17 protein-coding genes are annotated in these 19,383 nt (G+C 65.9%); 2 read left to right on the top strand and 15 right to left on the bottom strand.

Going from position 1 to position 19,383, the window contains the following annotated elements:
• Positions 1 to 59: 59 nt before the first annotated feature.
• Entirely contained in the window at positions 60 to 2,111 is a 2,052-nt protein-coding gene (locus RYM47_RS17210) for a ParB/RepB/Spo0J family partition protein (protein ID WP_070207188.1), read from the bottom strand.
• A 78-nt stretch (positions 2,112 to 2,189) separates the two neighbouring features.
• Positions 2,190 to 3,017, bottom strand: a complete 828-nt coding sequence (locus tag RYM47_RS17215) for a DUF932 domain-containing protein (RefSeq protein ID WP_094098535.1) — start codon at positions 3,015 to 3,017, stop codon at positions 2,190 to 2,192.
• A gap of 519 nt (positions 3,018 to 3,536) precedes the next feature.
• Here RYM47_RS17215 and RYM47_RS17220 point away from each other — a divergent pair.
• Positions 3,537 to 4,202, top strand: coding sequence for a hypothetical protein (locus tag RYM47_RS17220; protein WP_053505381.1), 666 nt, complete (start codon positions 3,537 to 3,539; stop codon positions 4,200 to 4,202).
• 28 nt (positions 4,203 to 4,230) lie between these two features.
• On the opposite strand, the gene RYM47_RS17225 is transcribed toward RYM47_RS17220, so the two are convergent.
• Together RYM47_RS17225 and radC are read right to left on the bottom strand one after the other, a co-directional pair.
• Positions 4,231 to 4,581: a DUF2958 domain-containing protein gene (locus RYM47_RS17225; protein WP_053505380.1), complete on the bottom strand. Its 351-nt coding sequence runs from the start codon at positions 4,579 to 4,581 to the stop codon at positions 4,231 to 4,233.
• A gap of 287 nt (positions 4,582 to 4,868) precedes the next feature.
• A complete protein-coding gene (gene radC / locus RYM47_RS17230; RefSeq protein ID WP_053505379.1) occupies positions 4,869 to 5,378 on the bottom strand; it encodes a DNA repair protein RadC in 510 nt (169 codons plus the stop codon).
• Positions 5,379 to 5,793: 415 nt separating this feature from the next.
• On the opposite strand from radC, the gene RYM47_RS17235 reads away from it, so the two are divergent.
• Complete coding sequence (locus RYM47_RS17235) at positions 5,794 to 6,171, top strand: AlpA family phage regulatory protein (protein WP_053505378.1); 378 nt, start codon at positions 5,794 to 5,796, stop codon at positions 6,169 to 6,171.
• Between the two features lie 16 nt (positions 6,172 to 6,187).
• On the opposite strand, the gene RYM47_RS17240 is transcribed toward RYM47_RS17235, so the two are convergent.
• The 11 genes from RYM47_RS17240 to RYM47_RS17290 form a co-directional block, all read right to left on the bottom strand.
• On the bottom strand, positions 6,188 to 6,712 hold the full coding sequence (locus tag RYM47_RS17240) for a DNA-binding protein (protein WP_053505377.1): 525 nt from the start codon (positions 6,710 to 6,712) through the stop codon (positions 6,188 to 6,190).
• Positions 6,713 to 6,716: 4 nt separating this feature from the next.
• Positions 6,717 to 6,992 (bottom strand): hypothetical protein, encoded by a 276-nt coding sequence (locus tag RYM47_RS17245; protein ID WP_080376526.1) that lies wholly within the window; start codon positions 6,990 to 6,992, stop codon positions 6,717 to 6,719.
• Positions 6,993 to 7,052: 60 nt separating this feature from the next.
• Positions 7,053 to 8,309 carry a tyrosine-type recombinase/integrase gene (locus tag RYM47_RS17250; RefSeq protein WP_053505376.1) on the bottom strand — a complete coding sequence of 419 codons (1,257 nt, stop codon included), beginning with the start codon at positions 8,307 to 8,309 and terminating at the stop codon, positions 7,053 to 7,055.
• Positions 8,310 to 8,619: 310 nt separating this feature from the next.
• Positions 8,620 to 10,185 (bottom strand): glutamine-hydrolyzing GMP synthase, encoded by a 1,566-nt coding sequence (guaA, locus tag RYM47_RS17255; RefSeq protein WP_315389508.1) that lies wholly within the window; start codon positions 10,183 to 10,185, stop codon positions 8,620 to 8,622.
• Positions 10,186 to 10,289: 104 nt separating this feature from the next.
• Entirely contained in the window at positions 10,290 to 11,747 is a 1,458-nt protein-coding gene (gene guaB / locus RYM47_RS17260; RefSeq protein WP_315389533.1) for an IMP dehydrogenase, read from the bottom strand.
• Between the two features lie 99 nt (positions 11,748 to 11,846).
• Entirely contained in the window at positions 11,847 to 12,722 is an 876-nt protein-coding gene (gene folD, locus RYM47_RS17265; RefSeq protein WP_315389510.1) for a bifunctional methylenetetrahydrofolate dehydrogenase/methenyltetrahydrofolate cyclohydrolase FolD, read from the bottom strand.
• Between the two features lie 172 nt (positions 12,723 to 12,894).
• The gene (locus RYM47_RS17270; protein ID WP_315389513.1) at positions 12,895 to 14,724 is read right to left on the bottom strand and encodes a monovalent cation:proton antiporter-2 (CPA2) family protein; all 1,830 of its coding nucleotides are present in this window, start codon (positions 14,722 to 14,724) and stop codon (positions 12,895 to 12,897) included.
• Positions 14,725 to 14,851: 127 nt separating this feature from the next.
• Entirely contained in the window at positions 14,852 to 15,991 is a 1,140-nt protein-coding gene (gene moeB, locus RYM47_RS17275; protein ID WP_315389515.1) for a molybdopterin-synthase adenylyltransferase MoeB, read from the bottom strand.
• Positions 15,992 to 16,083: 92 nt separating this feature from the next.
• Positions 16,084 to 17,481 (bottom strand): ribosome biogenesis GTPase Der, encoded by a 1,398-nt coding sequence (der, locus tag RYM47_RS17280; RefSeq protein WP_315389517.1) that lies wholly within the window; start codon positions 17,479 to 17,481, stop codon positions 16,084 to 16,086.
• 12 nt (positions 17,482 to 17,493) lie between these two features.
• Positions 17,494 to 18,702, bottom strand: coding sequence for an outer membrane protein assembly factor BamB (gene bamB, locus RYM47_RS17285; protein ID WP_315389518.1), 1,209 nt, complete (start codon positions 18,700 to 18,702; stop codon positions 17,494 to 17,496).
• Complete coding sequence (locus tag RYM47_RS17290) at positions 18,702 to 19,340, bottom strand: tetratricopeptide repeat protein (RefSeq protein ID WP_315389519.1); 639 nt, start codon at positions 19,338 to 19,340, stop codon at positions 18,702 to 18,704. The genes bamB and RYM47_RS17290 overlap by 1 nt, the downstream gene beginning before the upstream one ends.
• Positions 19,341 to 19,383: the final 43 nt, after the last annotated feature.

Here is a 19,383-nt window from a genome sequence, read left to right on the forward strand (position 1 = left end):
GGCTTCTCCTTGCAGCGAAGCGCCCCGGTCGAGGCCGGGGCGCTTGCCTTCGGCGCGGGTCAAGCGGCCAGCGCCTCGGCGGGTTCATCCGCCATTGCTTCGGCATCCTCCGGGGCGTCCTGCTCCGGGCTTTCCTCCTGCGCGGCATCCTGCGGGCCTGCGGCCTTGAAGATGCCGGGCATCCAGCCCGTGCCATCGGCCAGCCGCTCGGCCTCGCTGGCAATGTCGGCCTTCTTCAACTTCGCCAGCCGGTTGACCTGCTCGGGCGCGTACTCCCCCACGGCATCCAGAATCACGGCCTTGGAAACGTGCTTGAAATAGCCTTCTGCGGTCGGCTTCCACCATGCGGCCATGTCGAGGCCCACGGCCTGCGCCAGTTCCCCGCCGGGCTGGTGCGCCGTGGCGCGAGGCGTCACCACGTCCACCGTGGAAGCCACGCACACGGCCAGCAGCCGCACCAGTTCGTCTTGCGGCTTCGCCAGCAGCGCGGCGAACAGTTCGGCGCTGTCCTCCGGCAAGGCTTCACCGGCCACCTGTTGCAGTTCGCGCAGCGCCACGGCAGCGGGCGATTCCGGCCAGTCCGGGGCCATGCCTTCCAGTCGGTCTTGCGCCGTGAGGCGCACGCCGAGCGGCAGGCCATCGCCGTAGGCGTCGGGCTGCAAGACGGTCTGCACCATGCCATGCACCAGCGCGGCCAGCGCGACGTGCGGATGCCGTGCGACTTCGATTTGCAGCGCCGCCGTGCGGTGGGCGCTCAACCGCTGCGCCAGCCGGTCGGACAGGCTCGCGGCCTTGGGCGCGTCGTCGGCGTCCTCGTGCTCGTCGTTGGCGGCTTCGCCTTCGGTGTTGCTGAAACCGCGCCGCAGCTTTTCCAGCGTGCGCAGCGCCTTGGCCTCGGCCTCGCGCAGCAGGCCGCGATGAATGACGGCCTCGCCGTTGCGGTCGATGGTGACGATGGCACCGGCCACCTCGCGCACCTCGGGCGCATAGCCTTGTAAGGCGTCCTCCGCGTCTTGCAGTTCCCCGACCACCTGATCGCGCCGCTGTTCCAGCTTCTCGGCCTTGGCCTCGTCCTCGGCGTCGCAGGCTTCTTCCAGTTCGGCGTCGATCTTTTCGAGGCGGGTTTCCAACGAGGCGATGCGGCGGGCCTCGCGGGTGGTCGGCTCGCGGCGATGGCGCGGGGCGTTCTGGAACGCCTGCCGTTCCTCGTAGGCCAGATGCGGCACGGCCTCCACCCACGCCCAGCCCTCGGCGCGCACGTCCTCGGCCAGCGTTGCCAGCTTGTCGCGCACCAGCGTTTCCAGCACTGCGGTATCGGTGAGGTAGGTTCCGGCAGCGCCTTCTGCGAACAGGTCGCGGCGGATGCCGCCGCCTGCCTGCCGGTAGGTGTCCAGCCCGACGAAGCGCACCAGCGCGTGCGCGGCGTCGATTTCGCGCTCGGTCAGGCGCTCGCGCAGCTTGGGCGGGCTGCGCTGCCATTCCGGCGCACCATAGAACGCGGCTTCCTGCGCGGCGTGGTCGTCGGTGATGGTCAAGGCCATCAACTGTTCCAGCGTGACGGTTCCGGCGCGGTAGTCGGCCATCAGGCGCGGCGCGATGTGGGCGAGCTTCAAGCGGCGCTGCACCACCAGCGGGGACACGCCGAAGTCGGCGGCAATGTCCTCGATGGGCCGGCCTTCCTTGACCAGCGCGGCGAACGCCTCGAACTGGTCGGCGGGGTGCATCTGCTCGCGCATCAGGTTTTCCGCGAGGCTGACGGTACGAGCGGACGCATCGGGCACCAGCAGGCACGGCACTTCGTAGTCGGCGGGGATGCGCTTCTTCTTCGCCAGCAGCTTCAAGGCGGTCAGGCGGCGGTCGCCTGCCACCACTTCGTAAGCCTCGCCATCGGTGGCAAGGATGACGATAAGGTTTTGCAGCAGGCCGATGCGGGCAATGCTCGCGGCCAGTTCGGGGATGGACAGGCGCGGCATCTTGCGGGCGTTGCGCTTGGAGCGGCGCGGCAGCAACTGCGAGAGCGGAACCAGAATCAGGTTCTTGGACGGGTCGGCCATTTCCAGCGGGGCGGCGGCTTCGATGGTGATGGCTTCGGTTTTGAGTACGGCGTTCATGGTGATAACTCCTAGCGGTTGGGATGCAGCAGCGAGAGAAGCGGCAAGGGCTGCTGCCTGCCCCTGCCGCGTGGGGATTCAGGCTTTCAACTGGCGCATGCCATCGGCCAGCAGCCAAAGCGCACGATTGAGGCGGATGTTTTGGTCGATGCCCTGCACCGGGCGGGTTTGCTGGCGGCGTCCGTTGGCGCTGCGCCCGCGCAGGCCGCCTTGGGTCAGGTTCTCTTGCGTGCGGTTGAACACGCTCCACAAGTCCGGGCGGCGGTCATCAAGGCGGCGCGGCATCAGGATTTGCGATTCCGTGATGGGCGCGGGCTTGTCGGGGTCGTCGTACTTGAGGGCCAGCGCGGCGCGGGCGAACACTTCGGATTCGCCATCGTTCAAGGTGATGGCGCGCATGGAATCGCGGGATTCCTGCACGCGGTCGAAGCCGCGCAAGACTTCGTAAGCGCCTTCGATGACGGAACCGGCCACGTCGCCTTTGTGCGGCACGCGCACATCGGCCACGGTGTCGCCGCACACAAGGCCATTGCTGCACACGAACCGGAACATGCCCGCGAGCATTTGGTAAGAACTGGTGCCGTCGTGCGAATTGAGAAGCACGATTTCATTTGCTTCCGCGCCGTTGATCTGGCTGGCGTGGCGCAGGCGCAGCATGTGTTTGGTGTAGTCGCGGCGGTCGTCGTGGCGCACGCGGGTCTGTGCTGCCATGAAGGGTTCAAACCCTTCCTTGCGTAGTTCCGCCAGCACGGCGGCGGTCGGGATATAGGCGTACCGTTCGGAACGGCTCTCATGCGGGGCGTCCGCGAAGATGGACGGGGCCACGCGGCGGATTTGGTCATCGGACAGCGGGTAATCGCTGCGCAGCGACGGGGAACGGGAAGCGAATCGGGATGCGAGTTGCATGGCATTTCTCCTGACGAAAAGGGTTGCTGTTCAAACCGCACACCGGATTCCTAGATTCGGAGCCCAGCCTTTCGGCTGTTCGGTGCGGTCGGCACGAGGAACCCGGTTGGCCCTGTTGCCACCGTCTTTCCTGAGTTCATCGCCCGCGGCCAAAGGAGCGCGCGGACGGGGGCCGTCAAGGAGACAAGCGCAGGGTTGGTGCGGCCCGCAGGCGCAGCCGAGGACACGGCCCTGCGCGCCTTGACGGCACACGGCCGCGGGCTACAGTCGCGGACAAGGTGATGAAGTCAGGGGAGACGGCTGGACAAGGCAACGGCCATCCCTGTGTGCCGACCGCACGCAAGCGAAGCGCGCAGGCCCGAAGCTGGAAGCCGGGCCGTAGGCGTCAGCCGAGCGGAGCGAGGGAACGATGGAAGCCCGAAGGGGGCGAGACGCCGCAGGCGGCTCGATGCGAAGCACGACAGCGCGACCGGCCATGTCTGCTTGGCCGGGGACGCACGACTGTCCTACCATCCCTCTATGGAGGAAACCATCATCAACAACGACCCGTTGGAGCACATGCTCCACCGTTCCAATACCTTGCACGAGCGGCTGGATGAACTGCTGGGCGATGCCGATTTCGATGGATCGCCCCGCGGCGAATCAACCCTCGGCATGTGCTTGGTCGCTATGGAACATGCGGCGGCAATGCGAGCATTGATGTCGCTGCGACTGCCCACGTCTGCCGTCGGCCTCATGCGCCTGCAGTTCGAGGCCCTGACACGGGCAATGTGGCTGCTCTACGCAGCTAGCGACGCAGCGATCGATAAGTTGCTGGCGCCACTGACGCAGCAGAGCGAACGGGCAGCCAAGAACTTGCCTGGCGCCAGCGAAATGATTGAGCAGATCGGCAAGCGAGTCGGACAAGGCGCGCCGGCAGCCGCGCACCAGATGCTGTTGCACTTCAAGGATGTGACCTGGCACGGCATGAACTCATTCGTGCATGGCGGCATTCATCCGCTGCGGCGTAGTGCCGACGGCTTCCCGGTCGATCTTGCGCTGCAAGTACTGCGCAGCTCGAACGGTCTGACGACCATGACCGGCATGACGATGGCTGTCCTCACCGGCGATGAAACCGTGGCCAAGCCCGTGAGCAAGATCCAGCCGGCATTCGCCGACTGCCTGCCGGATCTGCTGAGACCTTGAACGGGGCATCTTGCGACGCCCCGCGCAATCATTGAACGATTCGCCCGGCCAGGCGCGCATCGCGCGCATAGGCGCTCAACCGCTTTTCGGCCCGGAAAGACAGGTCGCGTTCGATTGGCAGGCCCAGCCCGCCGCGCACGGTCGCCAGTTCGCCCAGGCTGACCCAGCCGATTTCCGGCATCCCCAGGCCCAGGTCACAAAGACCAAAGGCGTGGTCGTGGTCATCGGGATCAATCTCGGTCAGCAGCCAGGTCGCGCCGGCATCCGGCGTGAACAGCTTGACCACGGGGGCCGGATCGAAGTCCGGGTTCAGCAAGGATTCGCGGCCATTGGCCAGCAGCACGATGCGCTGCTCGTCGGTGATGAATGCGCAGTTCATGGTGAACTCCTGAAAGGTTGCCGGGCGGAATTGCCCACCCCTTCCAGGGCACGGCGCAGCGCAAGCAGTCAGGGGTCAACGACGGCCGCCAGGACGCCAGCGCCATCGGCGCGCAGCCCTTGACGGCGAGCACGCCGTGGCACGATGAAGGGAACAGCAAGACCGCCTCCCTTGCACCTTCACGTTCCCCGGTTCTCGGCAAGCGAAGCGCGCAGGCCCGCGCAGGCCGGCGCGGGCCGGAGTTGCGCCACCGGACGCAGCAAAAAAGGGGGCCGAAGCCCCCTTGGTCAGATCAGGCCGCGTTCGGCGAATGACGCGGTGTTGCCGCCCGCGACGATGACGTGATCCAGAATGCGAACGTCCACCAGTGCCAGCGCCTCCTTGAGCCGCTGGGTCAGTGCCCTGTCGGCCGCGCTCGGCTCAGGATTCCCGCTCGGGTGGTTGTGCGAAACGATGACCGCCGCCGCATTGAGCCGCAGCGCCTGCTTGACCACTTCGCGCGGATACACCGATGCGCTGTCGATGGTGCCTCGAAACATCTCGGCATACTCGATCAAGCAATGGTGCGTATCGAGGAACAGCACGGCGAACACCTCGTGCTCGAACCCAGCCAGCTTGGCGCGCAGGTACTCCTTGACCGCCACCGGCGAACTGAATGACGCACCGCGCTGCATCTTGTGCTCGATAGCCTGGCGCGCGGCCTCCAGAATCTGGTCAGTCGTCGCCAGCAGATAGCGGCCCTGTGCATCACGCACCATCAGCGAGGCATCGAACGAGGAAAAGGACAGTTGCGACATGATCGTGCTCCGGTTGCTCGGGCGGAATTGCCCGGAACCGTCGCCAGCACGGCGCAGCGCAAGCAGTCAGGGGTCGCAGACGGCCGCCAGGACGCAAGCGCGCACAAGCGCGCGCCGCCCTTGACGGCGAGAACGCCGTGATATGGTGAAGGGAACAGCAAGACCGCCCACACCCCGCCCACTGCACACACCCGCCGTTGAGCAAGCGCAGCGCGCAGGCCCAACAGGGCCGAAGGCGTCAGGGATCAAAGCCGGATGGCCGCGATTCGGCACGAAGCGCGGGGCGCAGCCCGCGAACCCGACGGCGGTACGCCGGGACGCAACATCCAAATACCACATCGAACCCGCTCCACTACGCCGCAGCAAGTTGTCCCGATAGGTATTGAACTTCACCATGTCTCCATGCAGCAGAACCATGGAGTCCGAGGTGGAACAGCTATCGCAAGCCCCCAATACTGCCGGCACCGATGTCGGCCTCCCCTTGCCAGGCACGGATGCCTACGAGGCTTTGCCGCAATTTCCAAAGCGCAGTGTCCTTCCCTTCCGTCGCACCATTCGCCGGCAGGAACTGCGGCAGATCGTTCCCCTCGCCGAAACGACGATCTACGAAATGGAGCGTCGCGGTGAGTTCCCACGTCGCTTCAACCTGACGCCACGCTGCGTCGTATGGGACTTGGCAGAAGTGGAAGCCTGGGTCGAAGAACGAAAGCAGGCTCCGCGCGCCGGCGTGTCGAAACCGGATGTCTACCTACGAAAAGCCCGCCCTGTCCGGGCGGGTTCGAGCGAGGCATAAGGCCAAGCAGCGGCGCTCATCCAATCAAAGCCTCCAGTGCCTTGGATGTCGAGCGCGGCAATCGCCGCCCCTCCTTCGCCACGTTGACCTGCAAGGCCACCCGTGCCACCTCAAACACGTCTTTGGCCAGCGAGTAGCTGCCCTTGGCCTGCAACCACGCCAATACGTCCGCCAAATGCCAGATCGACGCGCTGCCCTCATGCACCGGCGCCGGAAAGCTGCCCGGATGCGCCAGCATCAGCTTGCGCATGTTCTGCCGCGACACGCCAACAATGTCGGCCACGTCAGTCAGACCCACCAGATCCGGCGCTACTTCGATCAATCGCGCGGTCGGCGCGGCGCAGCGCACATCGGCCAGCGCGCTACGCACGGCCTCGTCCGCATCCGCTGCCTCGCGGGTGAACTCCAGCGCCAACCGACCCGGCTGCCCGATGCCGACCAAGGCATCGTCGCAGCCGGCTTCGCCCAGGCGCTCCACCAGTGCATCCGGGTCGCGGTCAGCATCCGTGAGCTGATATTTCAGAGTGAAGGTGTATTCCATCGCGCTACTCCTTGGCACCATCATCAGCGTCGCGCTGCGGCCGGTGCGTGGTGCAGTTGTCCACGACGCGCCGCAAGGAGCGCGCGTGGTTGCCGGGATTTTTCGGCGTGCTCCATACACTGGTGATGCAGAACTCGCCGCAGCGACATTCTTCATCGTTGTAAGGGCAATACATCCGCCCCCAAGCGTGGCTGCCGCCGACTTCGACGCGCCAGCCCTGCCCTTCGGCGTGCCTGAGAGCTTCCTCGACATCTTTCTTCGGATGAGGGGAACGAGCCATCAATGATCTCCAGTATGGGGATGATTGGCTTGGTTGTCAAGTGACAACCAAGCCACTGTTTCAGGCTATCGCGCTCAACGCCGGCACCACCACGTTCGCCGGTAACAGCTTCGGCACGTAGGTCTGCCCACCGCCCCAGGCATCGACTAGGTTGGCCCACTCTTGCAGCATGTGGCGCCGCTGCTCGGCGTACTCGGCCTTGTTGTAAACCGAGCGCGAGGAACGCCCGTCCTCGTGCGCCAGGCACTTCTCGATCCAGTCGCGGTTGAAGCCGATTTCGTTCAACAGTGTCGAGCCGGTCCGGCGCAGGTCATGGACGGTGAAGGGTTTCAGCGGCAGCCCCTTGGTCTTTGCCGCCTCCACTACTAGCCCTGTGACGCGATTCAAAGTAGCGTTGGACATGCACCGTTCTGCGTCATAGCGAGACGGAAAAACGAACCTTGATCCCGCCGCGCAGGCGTGCAACGTCACGAAGATGTCGAGCGTCTGGCGCGATAGATAGACCACGTGCGGGTTGCGCCCCTTCATCCGCTGCTTAGGAATCGTCCAGGTCTTGCTCTCGAAATCGACCTCATCCCAGGTGGCGTGGATCAGTTCGCTCTTGCGTACCAGCGTCAGCAGGATCAAGCGCAGCGCCAGCTTGATGGTCGGATAGGTCGCCACCGATTCCATCTGCTGCATGAACAGCCGAATCTCCAGCGGCGACAAGGCGCGATCTTTCGGCACAAAGGTGGCGATCGAGGCCGCGCCCACGCTGTCGGCGGGGTTGTCCACCTTCTCACCGTGGGCGATGGCGTAGATGTAGACCTGCTTCACGATGTCCCGAATCTGTACCGCCGTGGCCGGCGCCCCACGATCCTTGACCTTGTTGCACAAGGCCCGCAGGTCTTCGGCCTGGATTTCGGTCAGCAGGCGATTCTGGAAGACCGGCAGGATGTCCCGGTCGATGATGTGCTTGCGCATGGCGCGGGTGCTGTCGGCCAGCCTTGCGTTGGCCAGCCACGTCTCCATCGCCGCGCCGAAGGTCTTGATGGCGACCACCCGGCGTTTCTCACGCTGCTTCTCCAGCGCGGGCGAGACACCCTTGAGAACGGCTTTGCGCGCGTCCAGCAGCAGTTCGCGCGCCATTGCCAGCGAGATGCCACCAGGGCCATAGCGTCCGAGGGTCAGCGTCTCGCGGCGGCCGTGGAGCCGGTAGTCGTAGCGGAACGTGATCGTTCCGCCAGGCGATACCGTCACGTACATCCCGTCTCGGTCAGAAGCCTTATAAATCTTGGACTTAGGTTTGAAATTGCGTAGTGCAGCGTCGGTCAGCATCGAGGTTTCCTCCGGCATGTGACGGATTTACCGTCAGGTTTTACCGTCAGGGACTTGGAGACCTGCTGATGCCCGGAAAGCCCCATAAAACAAGCTTTCCCGAGAAGGCTTTTACCGTCAAAGACGGTAAAAGTCTGAATAGTGAACGAGAGTGTCTTAATCCGGCCTCGATTTTTACCGTCAGCTCTACCGTCAACTTTTTCTGCTGGCCGGCGATAGCTACCGATAGCTGGTGCGACGTATTTTCTTCTAAATCAACACGTTACGTCAGTTTTTCGATAGCTGGCGATAGTCCTCGAAGGACGTCAATTCACTCCCACTCGATCGTCGCCGGCGGCTTGCCGGAGATGTCGTAGACCACGCGCGACACGCCGCGCAGCTCGTTGATGATGCGGTTGCTCACCGTGCCGAGGAAATCGTACGGCAGGTGCGCCCAGTGCGCGGTCATGAAGTCGATGGTTTCCACCGCGCGCAGCGCGATCACCCACTCGTAGGCCCGCGCGTCGCCGACCACGCCCACCGACTTGACCGGCAGGAACACCGCGAAGGCCTGGCTGGTCTTGTCGTACAGGTCAGCCTTGCGCAGTTCGTCGATGAAGATCGCATCGGCCTTGGCCAGCAGTTCGGCGTATTCGCGCTTTACTTCGCCGAGGATGCGCACGCCCAGGCCCGGACCCGGGAACGGATGGCGGTAGACCATGCTGCGCGGCAGGCCGAGTTCGACGCCGAGGCGGCGCACTTCGTCCTTGAACAGCTCGCGCAGCGGCTCGACGAGGCCCAGCTTCATGTGCTCGGGCAGGCCGCCCACGTTGTGGTGGCTCTTGATCACGTGGGCCTTGCCGGTCTTGCTGCCGGCCGACTCGATCACGTCGGGGTAGATGGTGCCCTGCGCCAGCCACTTGGCGTTGCTCAGCTTGTTGGACTCTTCGTCGAAGATGTCCACGAACAGGTTGCCGATGATCTTGCGCTTGGCTTCCGGGTCGCTCACGCCTTCCAGCTTGGCGAAATAACGGTCGGCGGCGTTGACGCGGATCACCTTGACGCCCATGTGCTCGGCGAACATCGCCATCACCTGGTCGCCTTCCTGCCAGCGCAGCAGGCCGGTATCCACGAACACGCAGGTCAGCTTCTCGCCGATGGCCTTGTGCAGCAGCGCAGCCACGACAGACGAATCGACGCCACCGGACAGGCCCAGGATCACTTCGTCATCGCCCACCTGTTCGCGCACACGGGCGATCTGGTCGTCGATGATGTTGGCGGCGGTCCATAGGGTCTGGCAGCCGCACACGTCCACCACGAAGCGGCGCAGCAGCGCCTGGCCCTGCAGGGTGTGGGTCACTTCCGGGTGGAACTGCACGCCGTACCAGCGCTTCTCTTCATTGGCCATCGCGGCCACCGGAATGCGGTCGGTGGTGGCGGTGATGGTGAAGCCCGGCGGTGCCTTGGAGACGTGGTCGCCATGGCTCATCCACACATTGAGACGCGGCTCGCCGCCGTGGTCGCTGAGGCCCTTGAACAGCGCATCCGGGTTGACCACGTTGACTTCGGCATGGCCGAACTCGCGCTGGTCGGCCGCTTCGGTGGCGCCACCGAGCTGCGCAGCCAGGGTTTGCATGCCGTAGCAGATGCCGAAGATCGGCAGGCCGCTGTCGAACACTTCCTGCGGCGCGGCGGGCGCGTCCGGCAGGGTGGTGGATTCCGGGCCGCCGGACAGGATGATGCCCTTGGCACCGAACGCGGCGATCTCGGCCGGGTTGTGGTCCCACGCCCAGATCTCGCAGTACACGCCGAGCTCGCGGATGCGGCGCGCGATCAGCTGGGTGTACTGCGCGCCGAAATCGAGGATGAGGATCTTATCGTTATGGATGTTGGTCATGGCGCCCAGGCAAAGCAGGATGGAAATCGGAATGACGGAAACGGAAGGCAGATAGAGAAAGAGGAACGGGAATCAGCTTCCTCGTTCCTCTCTGCTCACCGGCATCAAGCGCGGTAGTTCGGCGGCTCTTTGGTGATCTGCACGTCGTGGACGTGGCTCTCACGCTGGCCGGCGCCGCTGATCTTGACGAACTTCGGCTTGCTGCGCATGTCTTCGATGGTGCCGCAGCCCACGTAGCCCATGGTGGCGCGCAGGCCGCCCATCAGCTGGTGGATGATGCCGCCGACCGGACCGCGATACGGCACGCGGCCTTCGATGCCTTCGGGAACCAGCTTGTCGGCGCTGGACGCGTCCTGGAAGTAGCGGTCCTTGGACCCCTTCTCCATCGCCGCCAGCGAGCCCATGCCGCGGTAGCTCTTGTACGAGCGACCCTGGAACAGCTCGGTTTCACCCGGCGATTCCTCGGTACCGGCCAGCAGGCCACCGATCATGATGGTCGAAGCACCGGCGGCCAGCGCCTTGCCGATGTCGCCGGAGTAACGGATGCCACCGTCGGCGATCAGCGGGATGCGGTCCTGCAGCGCTTCGGCGACCAGGTCGATCGCGGTGACCTGCGGCACGCCGACACCGGCGACCACGCGGGTGGTGCAGATCGAGCCCGGGCCGATGCCGACCTTGACCGCGTCCGCGCCGCTGTCCAGCAGCGCCAGCGCAGCTTCGCCGGTGCAGATGTTGCCGCCGACGACCTGCACCTGCGGGAAGTGCTTCTTGACCCAGCTGACGCGGTCGAGCACGCCCTGCGAGTGGCCGTGCGCGGTGTCCACCACCAGCACGTCCACGCCGGCCGCGACCAGCGCTTCGACGCGGCGGTCGGTGTCGCCGCCCACGCCCACGGCCGCACCGACCAGCAGGCGGGTGGCGATGTCCTTGGCGGCGTTCGGGTAATCGGTGTTCTTCTGGATGTCCTTGACGGTGATCAGGCCACGCAGGGCGAAATCATCGTTGACCACCAGGATCTTTTCGATGCGGTTGCGGTGCAGCAGCTGCAGGACTTCGTCGGACGCGGCGCCTTCCTTGACCGTGATCAGGCGATCCTTCTTGGTCATGATGTGGCGGACCGGATCGTCCAGCTCGGTCTCGAAGCGCATATCGCGGTGGGTCACGATGCCGGCCAGCTGGCCGTCGCTGCCCACCACCGGCACGCCGGAGATGTTGTGCGCCTGGGTCAGGGCCAGCACGTCGCGGATGGTGGTTTCCGGGCCGACGGTGATCGGGTCGCGGATGACACCGGCCTCGAACTTCTTGACCTTGGCCACTTCCGCGGCCTGCTGTTCCAGGCTGAGATTCTTGTGGATGATGCCCATGCCGCCGAGCTGGGCCATGGCGATGGCCAGGCGGGCTTCGGTGACGGTATCCATGGCTGCAGACAGGATCGGAAGCTTGAGCTTCAGGTCTCGGGTCAACCGCGTTTCGAGGTTGACGTCCTTGGGCAGGATGGTCGAGTGGGCGGGGACGAGCGAGACGTCGTCGTAAGTGAGTGCTTCAGCCTGGATGCGCAGCATCGGCATACCCGAGATGTGGGGAAGCGCGACATTTTACCCTGATTTGGCCCCGATGGGCAGGGGCCAGATGCGACGCTGTGTCGCGCCGCGTGTCGCCATTCAGGACGCTTCGGCAGCTTCGATGGTGTTCTGCATGAGCGTGGCCACCGTCATCGGCCCTACCCCGCCCGGCACCGGGGTGATCCAGCTGGCGCGCTGTGCGGCCGCTTCGAAGCCCACGTCGCCGACCAGGCGGCCGTCGTCCAGGCGGTTGATGCCCACGTCGATCACCACCGCGCCCGGCTTGACCCACTCGCCCGGCACGATGCCCGGGCGGCCCACGGCCACCACTAGGATGTCGGCGTTGCGCACCGACTGCTCCAGCACGTCCTTGGGGGTGAACTTGTGGCAGCTGGTCACGGTGCAGCCGGCGATCAGCAGCTCCAGGCCCATCGGCCGGCCCACGTGGTTGCTCACCCCGACGATGGTGGCGTTGCGGCCGCGCACCGGCTGGTCGGTGTGGCCCAGCAGCGTGGTGATGCCGCGCGGGGTGCACGGCCGCAGGCCGAACTCGCGCAGGGCCAGGTGGCCGACGTTTTCCGGGTGGAAGCCGTCCACGTCCTTGCGCGGGTCGATGCGCTGGATCAGCCGGCGCGCGTCGGGGATGCCCGGCAGCGGGAGCTGGATCAGGATGCCATTGATCTTCGGATCGGCATTGAGCTGGTCGATCAGGTCGAGCAGCTCGGCTTCGGTGGTCCCGGCCGGCAGGTCGTAGTCGTGCGCCTCGATGCCGACCTTCTCGGCGGCACGGCGCTTGTTGCGCACGTAGACGGTCGAGGCCGGGTCGCCACCGACCAGCACCACGGCCAGGCCCGGGCGGCTGCCGCCGGCGGCCACGCGGGCGTCGACGCGCACCTTCAGGCTGTCGAGCAGGTCCTCGGCGATGCGGCGGCCATCAAGGATGCGGGCAGGATGCTGGGGGGCGGAATCGGTCATCGGGGGCAGGCGTGGGGCGGCGGGGACGCTATTGTCCCCGATTCAGGCCCCCTCGCCCACCGCCGCGACGCCGACCGACCCGCCCCTGTAGAGCCGAGCCTACGCTCGGCTCACGCGCGCAGCGGGGGGCCATCGCAATCTGGCCGAAGAGCAGCCGAGCATCGGCTCGGCTCTACTCTTCCTCTTCCGGCACATCCTGCGGGTTCAGCGTCTTGCTCTCGCGCTTCGGCGCGGTGAACGGCGTCGGCGTCGGCACGCCCTGCGGGCTGTTGCCGTAGATCATCCGCGCACCGGCATTCAGACCACCACCGGCAATTTCCAGCTCAAAGCGCTCGGCATCGCGGCGACGGATCTGCTCGGCAATCTCCACCGCATCGTCTTCGTCCGCACCCAGCTCCACCAGCGCGGCCTGGCCGAACAGCACCGCCGACTCGAACGTCTCGCGGATCTGGAAATCGACACCGGCATGGATCAGCCGCAGCGAATGCTCGCGGTCGAACGAGCGCACCATCAGCTTGGCCTGCGGGAACTCGTGCGACACCAGTTCGACGATGCGGTCGGCGGCCTCGGCCTTGTCCACGCACACCGCAATCGCACGTGCGGTGGCCGCGCCCGAAGCGTGCAGCACATCCAACCGCGTGCCGTCGCCGTAATAGATCTTGAAGCCGAACCGCGCGGCGCTCTGGATCATCTCCACATCGTTGTCGATGATGGTCACGTCCACGTCGCGCGCCAGCAGCGACTGGCTGGCAACCTGGCCGAAGCGGCCGAAGCCGATCAGCAGCACGCTGCCGGACAGGCCCTCGGCCTCGTCCACGCCGTCCATGTTTACCGTCGGCTTCGGCGAGATGCGCTTGTAGAGCAGCACCACCAGCGGCGTCAGCGCCATCGACAGCACCACCACGGCAGTGAAGTTGGCATTGATCTCCAGGTTGATCACGCCGGCCGATGCCGCGGCGGAGAACAGCACGAAAGCGAACTCGCCGCCCTGCGCCATCAGCACGCCACGGTCCAGCGCCTGCGCGTGGTCGCTGCCCATGATGCGCGCGACCACGTAGATGCACAGCGCCTTGGCCGCCATCAACGCCAGCACCAGGCCAAGGATCAGCTGCCAGTTGCCAGCCACCACGCCCAGGTCCAGCGCCATGCCCACGCTGAGGAAGAACAGGCCGAGCAGGATGCCGCGGAACGGCTCGATGTCCGCTTCGATCTGGTGGCGGAAGGTCGACTCGCTGAGCAGCACGCCGGCCAGGAATGCACCCATCGCCATCGACAGGCCGCCCAGCTGCATCAGCAGCGCCGCACCCAGCACCACCAGCAGTGCGGCGGCGGTCATCACCTCGCGCGCCTTGGCGGCCGCCAGTATCCGGAACAGCGGGTTGAGCAGGAAGCGCCCGACCAGCACCAGGCCGATGATCGCGCCGGCGGCAATGGCCACGCTGAGCCAGCGCGAGCCGGCGCCGGCATCGGCCTGCACCGGCGCCATGAACGCCACGACGGCCAGCAGCGGCACGATCAGCAGATCTTCGAACAACAGGATCGAGACGATCTTCTGCCCCGAGGGCAGCGCGATGTCGCCGCGCTCGGCCAGCAGCTGCATCACCACCGCGGTGGAGGTCAGTACGAAACCGGCCGCGCCGATGAAGGCGACCGGCAGTGGGAAGCCGAACAGCATGCACACTCCGGTCAGCACCGCGCCGCACACCACGATCTGCAACGTGCCCAGGCCGAAGATTTCGGTGCGCAGGCTCCACAGGTGCGAGGGACGCATTTCCAGCCCGATCACGAACAGGAACATCACCACGCCGAGTTCGGCGGTGTGCAGGATCGCCTGCGGATCGGAGAACCAGCCGAACCCGAACGGTCCGATCGCCAGGCCGGCCGCGAAGTAGCCCAGCACCGAGCCCAGCCCCAGCCGGCGGAACAACGGCACCATCACCACCGCCGCGCCCAGCAGCGCGACTACTTTCACCAGTTCACTGGCACCTGCTTCCACCGACATGCGGCTTTTCCCTGAAACTCCGATCAGCCGTCACGATAGGACAAGTTGACGCAGGGACATAGCACGCAGGTGCGCATGATCGTGCCGGGAATGGAACGATAGGCAATAAAAGCGCCAGTTCATTCCACTAGCTGCTGCTGCAAAACGCCGCGTAGTCGATGTATCCGGGGAACGCCTGCCCCGGCGCACAGACCGGGCAGGCCGCGTCCGGCGCCAGCCGGATCTCGCGGAAGCGCATCGCCAGCGCATCGAACGTCAGCAGCCGGCCGGCAAGCGGCTCGCCGATTCCCAGCAGCAGCTTCAGCACTTCGGTGGCCTGCAGCAGGCCGACCATGCCCGGCAGCACGCCGAGCACGCCGGCCTCGGCGCAGTTGGGCGCGAACTCCGGCGGTGGCGGCTCCGGGAACAGGCAGCGGTAGCACGGGGCATGACCGCGCTGGCGACCGGCGTCGAATACGGAGACCTGGCCGGTGAAGCGTTCCACCGCACCGTAGACCAGCGGAATGCCGTGCTTGATGCAGGCATCGTTGAGCAGGTAGCGCAGCGGGAAGTTGTCCGAGCCGTCCAGCACCACGTCCACGCCTTCCAGCAGGGCGTCGATGTTGTCCGAGGTGACCCGCGCCTGCACGGCGTCCACGTCCAGGCGTGGATTGAGCGCCAGCAGTCGTTCGCGCGCCGACAGCACCTTGGGCTGGCCCACGCTGGCGTCGGTATGCAGGATCTGCCGGTGCAGGTTGCTGCGGTCGACCACGTCATCGTCGGCGATGCGCAGGTGCCCTACCCCGGCTGCAGCCAGATAGAAGGCGGCAGGCGAACCGAGCCCGCCGGCGCCGAGCAGCAGCACGCGCGCACCGAGCAGCGTCTGCTGTCCGGCCACGCCGACCTGCGGCAGCAGCAGGTGCCGCGAGTAGCGCTCGTTGAAGTCGCGTTCGTCATCGCTCTGCAGCGGTTGCACCAACGGCAGGCCGGCGGCACGCCAGGCGGTGGTGCCGCCGTGGACGGAGGCGACGTGGGTGTAGCCGAGGTCGTGCAGGAACGCGGCGGTGTCGAGCGAGCGTTTGCCGCTCTGGCAGATCAGCAGGATCTCGCGGTCGAGGGCCGGGAGCTGCGTGGCGGGTTCCGACTGCAGATCGCCCTGGGTGATGCCGCGCGCACCTTCGGCCATGCCGGTGGCGCGCTCGTGCGCTTCGCGCACGTCGATCAGCAGCGCGCCGTGGAGGGCGCGCTGGTGGGCGTGTTCGGGGGGGAGTTCGGGTACCGCGGTCATGCCGGCATTATGAGCGGGTTAGGACCGCTTGGGACACGCGTGGCGTGTCGCTACCGCGGATGGCGTCCCGGTGTTCCGGGACGCCAAGGCCGTCAGCGGCCCTTTACGTGCCGGATCAGGCGCTTCTTCTTGGCGATCTGGCGCTCGGTCAGCTGGTTCTTCTTGCCTTCGTACGGGTTGGTACCCTCGCGGAAGATGAACTGCACCGGGGTGCCGATCAGCTTGAAGCGCTTGCGGAAGAAGTTCTCCAGGTAGCGCTTGTACGACTCCGGCAGCTCCTTCAGACGCGTGCCGTGCACGATGAAGGTCGGCGGGTTGGAACCGCCCGGGTGCACGTAACGCAGCTTGGACACGTGGCCACGCACCGCCGGCGGCGGGTTGGTCTCGTAGGCGATTTCCAGCGCCTTGTTCACTTCGCTGGTGCTGAACTCGTGCGTGGCCGAGGCATGCGCCTGGTGGATCGCACGGAACAGCTCGCGCAGGCCCGAACCATGCTTGGCCGAGATGCGGACGGTCTCGGCCCACGGCACGAAGCCGAGCTTGCGCGACACCAGGGTTTCGGCCTGCTCGCGCTGGTAGTCGGTCAGGCCATCCCACTTGTTGATCGCCACCACCAGCGCACGGCCGGCATCGAGCACCGCACCCAGCACGCTGGCGTCCTGGTCGGTCACGCCTTCGCCGGCGTCGAGCATCAGCACGGCCACCTGGCACTGCTCGATGGCCTGCAGGGTCTTGATCACGCTGAACTTCTCGACCACCTCTTCGACGCGACCCTTGCGACGCAGGCCGGCGGTGTCGATCAAGCGGTAGTCGCGGCCGTCACGTTCCAGATCCACCGAGATCGAATCGCGGGTAGTGCCCGGCACTTCGGAGGCGATCATCCGCTCCTCGCCGAGAATGCGGTTGACCAGGGTCGACTTGCCCACGTTGGGGCGGCCGACGAAGGCAATGCGCATGCGACCCGGGTCGTTGTCCATTTCCTCGGCGCTGCCTTCTTCCGGCAGACGCTCGATCACTTCTTCGAGCAGGTCGTCCAGGCCCTGGCGGTGCGCGGCCGACACGGTCAGCATTTCGCTGAAGCCGTAGCGTGCGAACTCGGAACGGACGTTGTCTTCGTTGGTGCCGTCGATCTTGTTGATCAGCAGCAGGGTCGGCCGCGACAGCTTGCGCAGCCACGCCAGGATCTCGTCATCCAGCGCGGAGGTGCCTTCACGGGCATCGACCACGAACAGGATCAGGTCGGCTTCGGCAGCAGCGGCGCGGGCCTGGCGTGCGGTGGCACCGGCCAGGCCCTCTTCGTCTTCCGCGATACCACCCGTGTCGACGACGAGGAAATGATTGTCCTCGTCCAGACGGCAGACACCATAGTTGCGATCCCGGGTGACGCCGGGCTGGTCATGGACCAGGGCGTCACGGGTACGGGTAAGCGCATTGAAAATGGTGGACTTGCCGACATTCGGCCGTCCAACCAGGGCGACCAAGGGCAGCATCGCGGTAACTCCTTATTGTGCCAACCGGAACGCGGTCAGCTTTCCATCAACGTTCTGCACCAGCAGAATCCCATCGGCGACCACCGGCTGCGCCAGCAGGGCATCGCCGCCACTCTTGGCGCGCCCGGCGAACTCGCCATTATCCGTACGCAACCAGTGCAGGTAGCCCTTGTAGTCACCGACTACAACGTAATCGCCCTGCACCACCGGCCCGGTCAGCGAGCGCCGGGCCAGCCCGGTCTGCGACCACATGGCCGAACCACTCGCCTTGTCCAAACCGAACACGCCACCCTTGTTGTCGGTGACGAACACATTGCCCGAGGTCAGCGCCACGCCACCGGCGCCACCATGGTCGCGTGCCCACAGCGGACGGCCGGTCGGGCCTTCGATCGCCATGGTCTGGTTCTTGAAGCTGCTCACGAAGAGCGTGTTGCCTTCCAGCACCGGAGCACCGTCCACGTCGGACATGCGCTCCAGCTCGGTACGGCCTTCGCCGTTGGCGACCATCTGGTCCCACACGGTGCGGCCGTCCTGCATGGCCAGCGCCGCAACGCTGCCGTCGTCGTTGCCGATGAACAGTACGCCCGGGCCCGCCACCACCGGCGCGTTGCCGCGCACGGTCAGCGCGGGCAGTTCGCGCGGGTTGAACCACTTCTGGGTGCCATTGCCGGCATCGAAGGCGGTCACCCGGCCATCGTTGCTGCGCACGAACACGATGCCCTGGCCCACAGCCGGAGCGGAAATTACTTCGCCGGGGACCTTGGCGCGCCACTTTTCGGTGCCGTCGTTGGCGTCCAGCGCGATCACCTGGCCGTCCAGCGTGCCGATCACCACCAGGCCTTCACCCACGCCCGGGCCACCGGACAGACGCAGCTTGGGCTGCTTCTTGACCTTGGCCGGCTCATAGGTCCACACGGTCTTGCCGGTCTGCAGGTCCAGCGCATGCACGCCACCGGTGATGGCCGCCGCGTACACGCGGCCGTCGGCCACGACCGGACCCTGGCGGACGCCAATGCGCTTCTCGCCCTTGCCCAGGTTGGTGCTCCAGACCTTGTCGACCCTCACGGTCGGCTCGAACTTGACCAGCTCGGCCGGTTCCAGCGCCTTCTTGGCCTCTGCGTCCTTGCCCGCAAACCAGCCCTTGACGGTGCTGCAGCCGGACAGCGCCACGCCCATCAGGACCAGGGTGGCAACGCGCTTGATCATGACCATCTGCTTCATTACACCGACTCCGCGGGCTCGGCGACGGTGCCACCGGCATCCATCACCTTGGTTTCCAGAACACGCCGCTGCGGCGCTGCAACGTCAAGCGTCTTGAGCGCCTTCTCATACAGCCCGCGGGCTTCGTCGCGCTTGCCCGATGCGATCAGCGCGTCGCCATGGATTTCCAGGCTGGCACTGTCGGTCGCATCGCCGAGCAGCTTGATGGCTTCATCCTGCTTGCCGGTGGCGATCAACAGGCGCGCGATGCGCTGGTCGATCACGGGCTTGATTTCGGGGCTGGCCTGGATCGCACGCAACGTGGCCAGGGCCTCTTCGTTCTTGCCGGCGTCGACCTGGGCCTTGGCCAGCTGCAGCGCTGCCAGGTCGGCATAGACACTGGCCTTGCCGCCGTCCAGGGCCTTGATGCCCTTGGCCGCCTCATCCAGCTTGTTGTCCTGCAGCTGCTTGAGCACCACCTGGTACTCGGCGTTGGCCATGGACAGGTGGTTGCCCTGTTCCTTCTGCCACCACTGCCAGCCGGCGATGCCGCCGATGGCGATCGCCACGCCGGCGATGATGCTCACACCATTGTTCCGCAGCCAGCTGCGGACGCGTTCACTTTGTTCGTGCTCGTCGAGCAGGTCGTCGATCGCCATGCGTACTCTCGCCCCTGCCGGTCAGGAGGGACTGTTTGAATTG

This window comes from uncultured Stenotrophomonas sp. (assembly GCF_963519125.1).
Classification (GTDB): Bacteria; Pseudomonadota; Gammaproteobacteria; order Xanthomonadales; family Xanthomonadaceae; genus Stenotrophomonas.

Excerpts from the sequence above, each read along its gene's own strand:
- RYM47_RS17215 (WP_094098535.1), bottom strand. The coding sequence starts at position 3,017 with ATGCAACTCGCATCCCGATTCGCTTCCCGTTCCCCGTCGCTGCGCAGC.
- guaB (WP_315389533.1), bottom strand. The coding sequence starts at position 11,747 with ATGCTGCGCATCCAGGCTGAAGCACTCACTTACGACGACGTCTCGCTC.
- guaA (WP_315389508.1), bottom strand. The coding sequence starts at position 10,185 with ATGACCAACATCCATAACGATAAGATCCTCATCCTCGATTTCGGCGCG.
- RYM47_RS17210 (WP_070207188.1), bottom strand. The coding sequence starts at position 2,111 with ATGAACGCCGTACTCAAAACCGAAGCCATCACCATCGAAGCCGCCGCC.
- RYM47_RS17245 (WP_080376526.1), bottom strand. The coding sequence starts at position 6,992 with ATGGCTCGTTCCCCTCATCCGAAGAAAGATGTCGAGGAAGCTCTCAGG.
- RYM47_RS17235 (WP_053505378.1), top strand. The coding sequence starts at position 5,794 with ATGGAGTCCGAGGTGGAACAGCTATCGCAAGCCCCCAATACTGCCGGC.
- RYM47_RS17225 (WP_053505380.1), bottom strand. The coding sequence starts at position 4,581 with ATGAACTGCGCATTCATCACCGACGAGCAGCGCATCGTGCTGCTGGCC.
- RYM47_RS17270 (WP_315389513.1), bottom strand. The coding sequence starts at position 14,724 with ATGTCGGTGGAAGCAGGTGCCAGTGAACTGGTGAAAGTAGTCGCGCTG.
- RYM47_RS17240 (WP_053505377.1), bottom strand. The coding sequence starts at position 6,712 with ATGGAATACACCTTCACTCTGAAATATCAGCTCACGGATGCTGACCGC.
- RYM47_RS17250 (WP_053505376.1), bottom strand. The coding sequence starts at position 8,309 with ATGCTGACCGACGCTGCACTACGCAATTTCAAACCTAAGTCCAAGATT.
- der (WP_315389517.1), bottom strand. The coding sequence starts at position 17,481 with ATGCTGCCCTTGGTCGCCCTGGTTGGACGGCCGAATGTCGGCAAGTCC.
- moeB (WP_315389515.1), bottom strand. The coding sequence starts at position 15,991 with ATGACCGCGGTACCCGAACTCCCCCCCGAACACGCCCACCAGCGCGCC.
- RYM47_RS17220 (WP_053505381.1), top strand. The coding sequence starts at position 3,537 with ATGGAGGAAACCATCATCAACAACGACCCGTTGGAGCACATGCTCCAC.
- folD (WP_315389510.1), bottom strand. The coding sequence starts at position 12,722 with ATGACCGATTCCGCCCCCCAGCATCCTGCCCGCATCCTTGATGGCCGC.
- bamB (WP_315389518.1), bottom strand. The coding sequence starts at position 18,702 with ATGAAGCAGATGGTCATGATCAAGCGCGTTGCCACCCTGGTCCTGATG.
- radC (WP_053505379.1), bottom strand. The coding sequence starts at position 5,378 with ATGTCGCAACTGTCCTTTTCCTCGTTCGATGCCTCGCTGATGGTGCGT.
- RYM47_RS17290 (WP_315389519.1), bottom strand. The coding sequence starts at position 19,340 with ATGGCGATCGACGACCTGCTCGACGAGCACGAACAAAGTGAACGCGTC.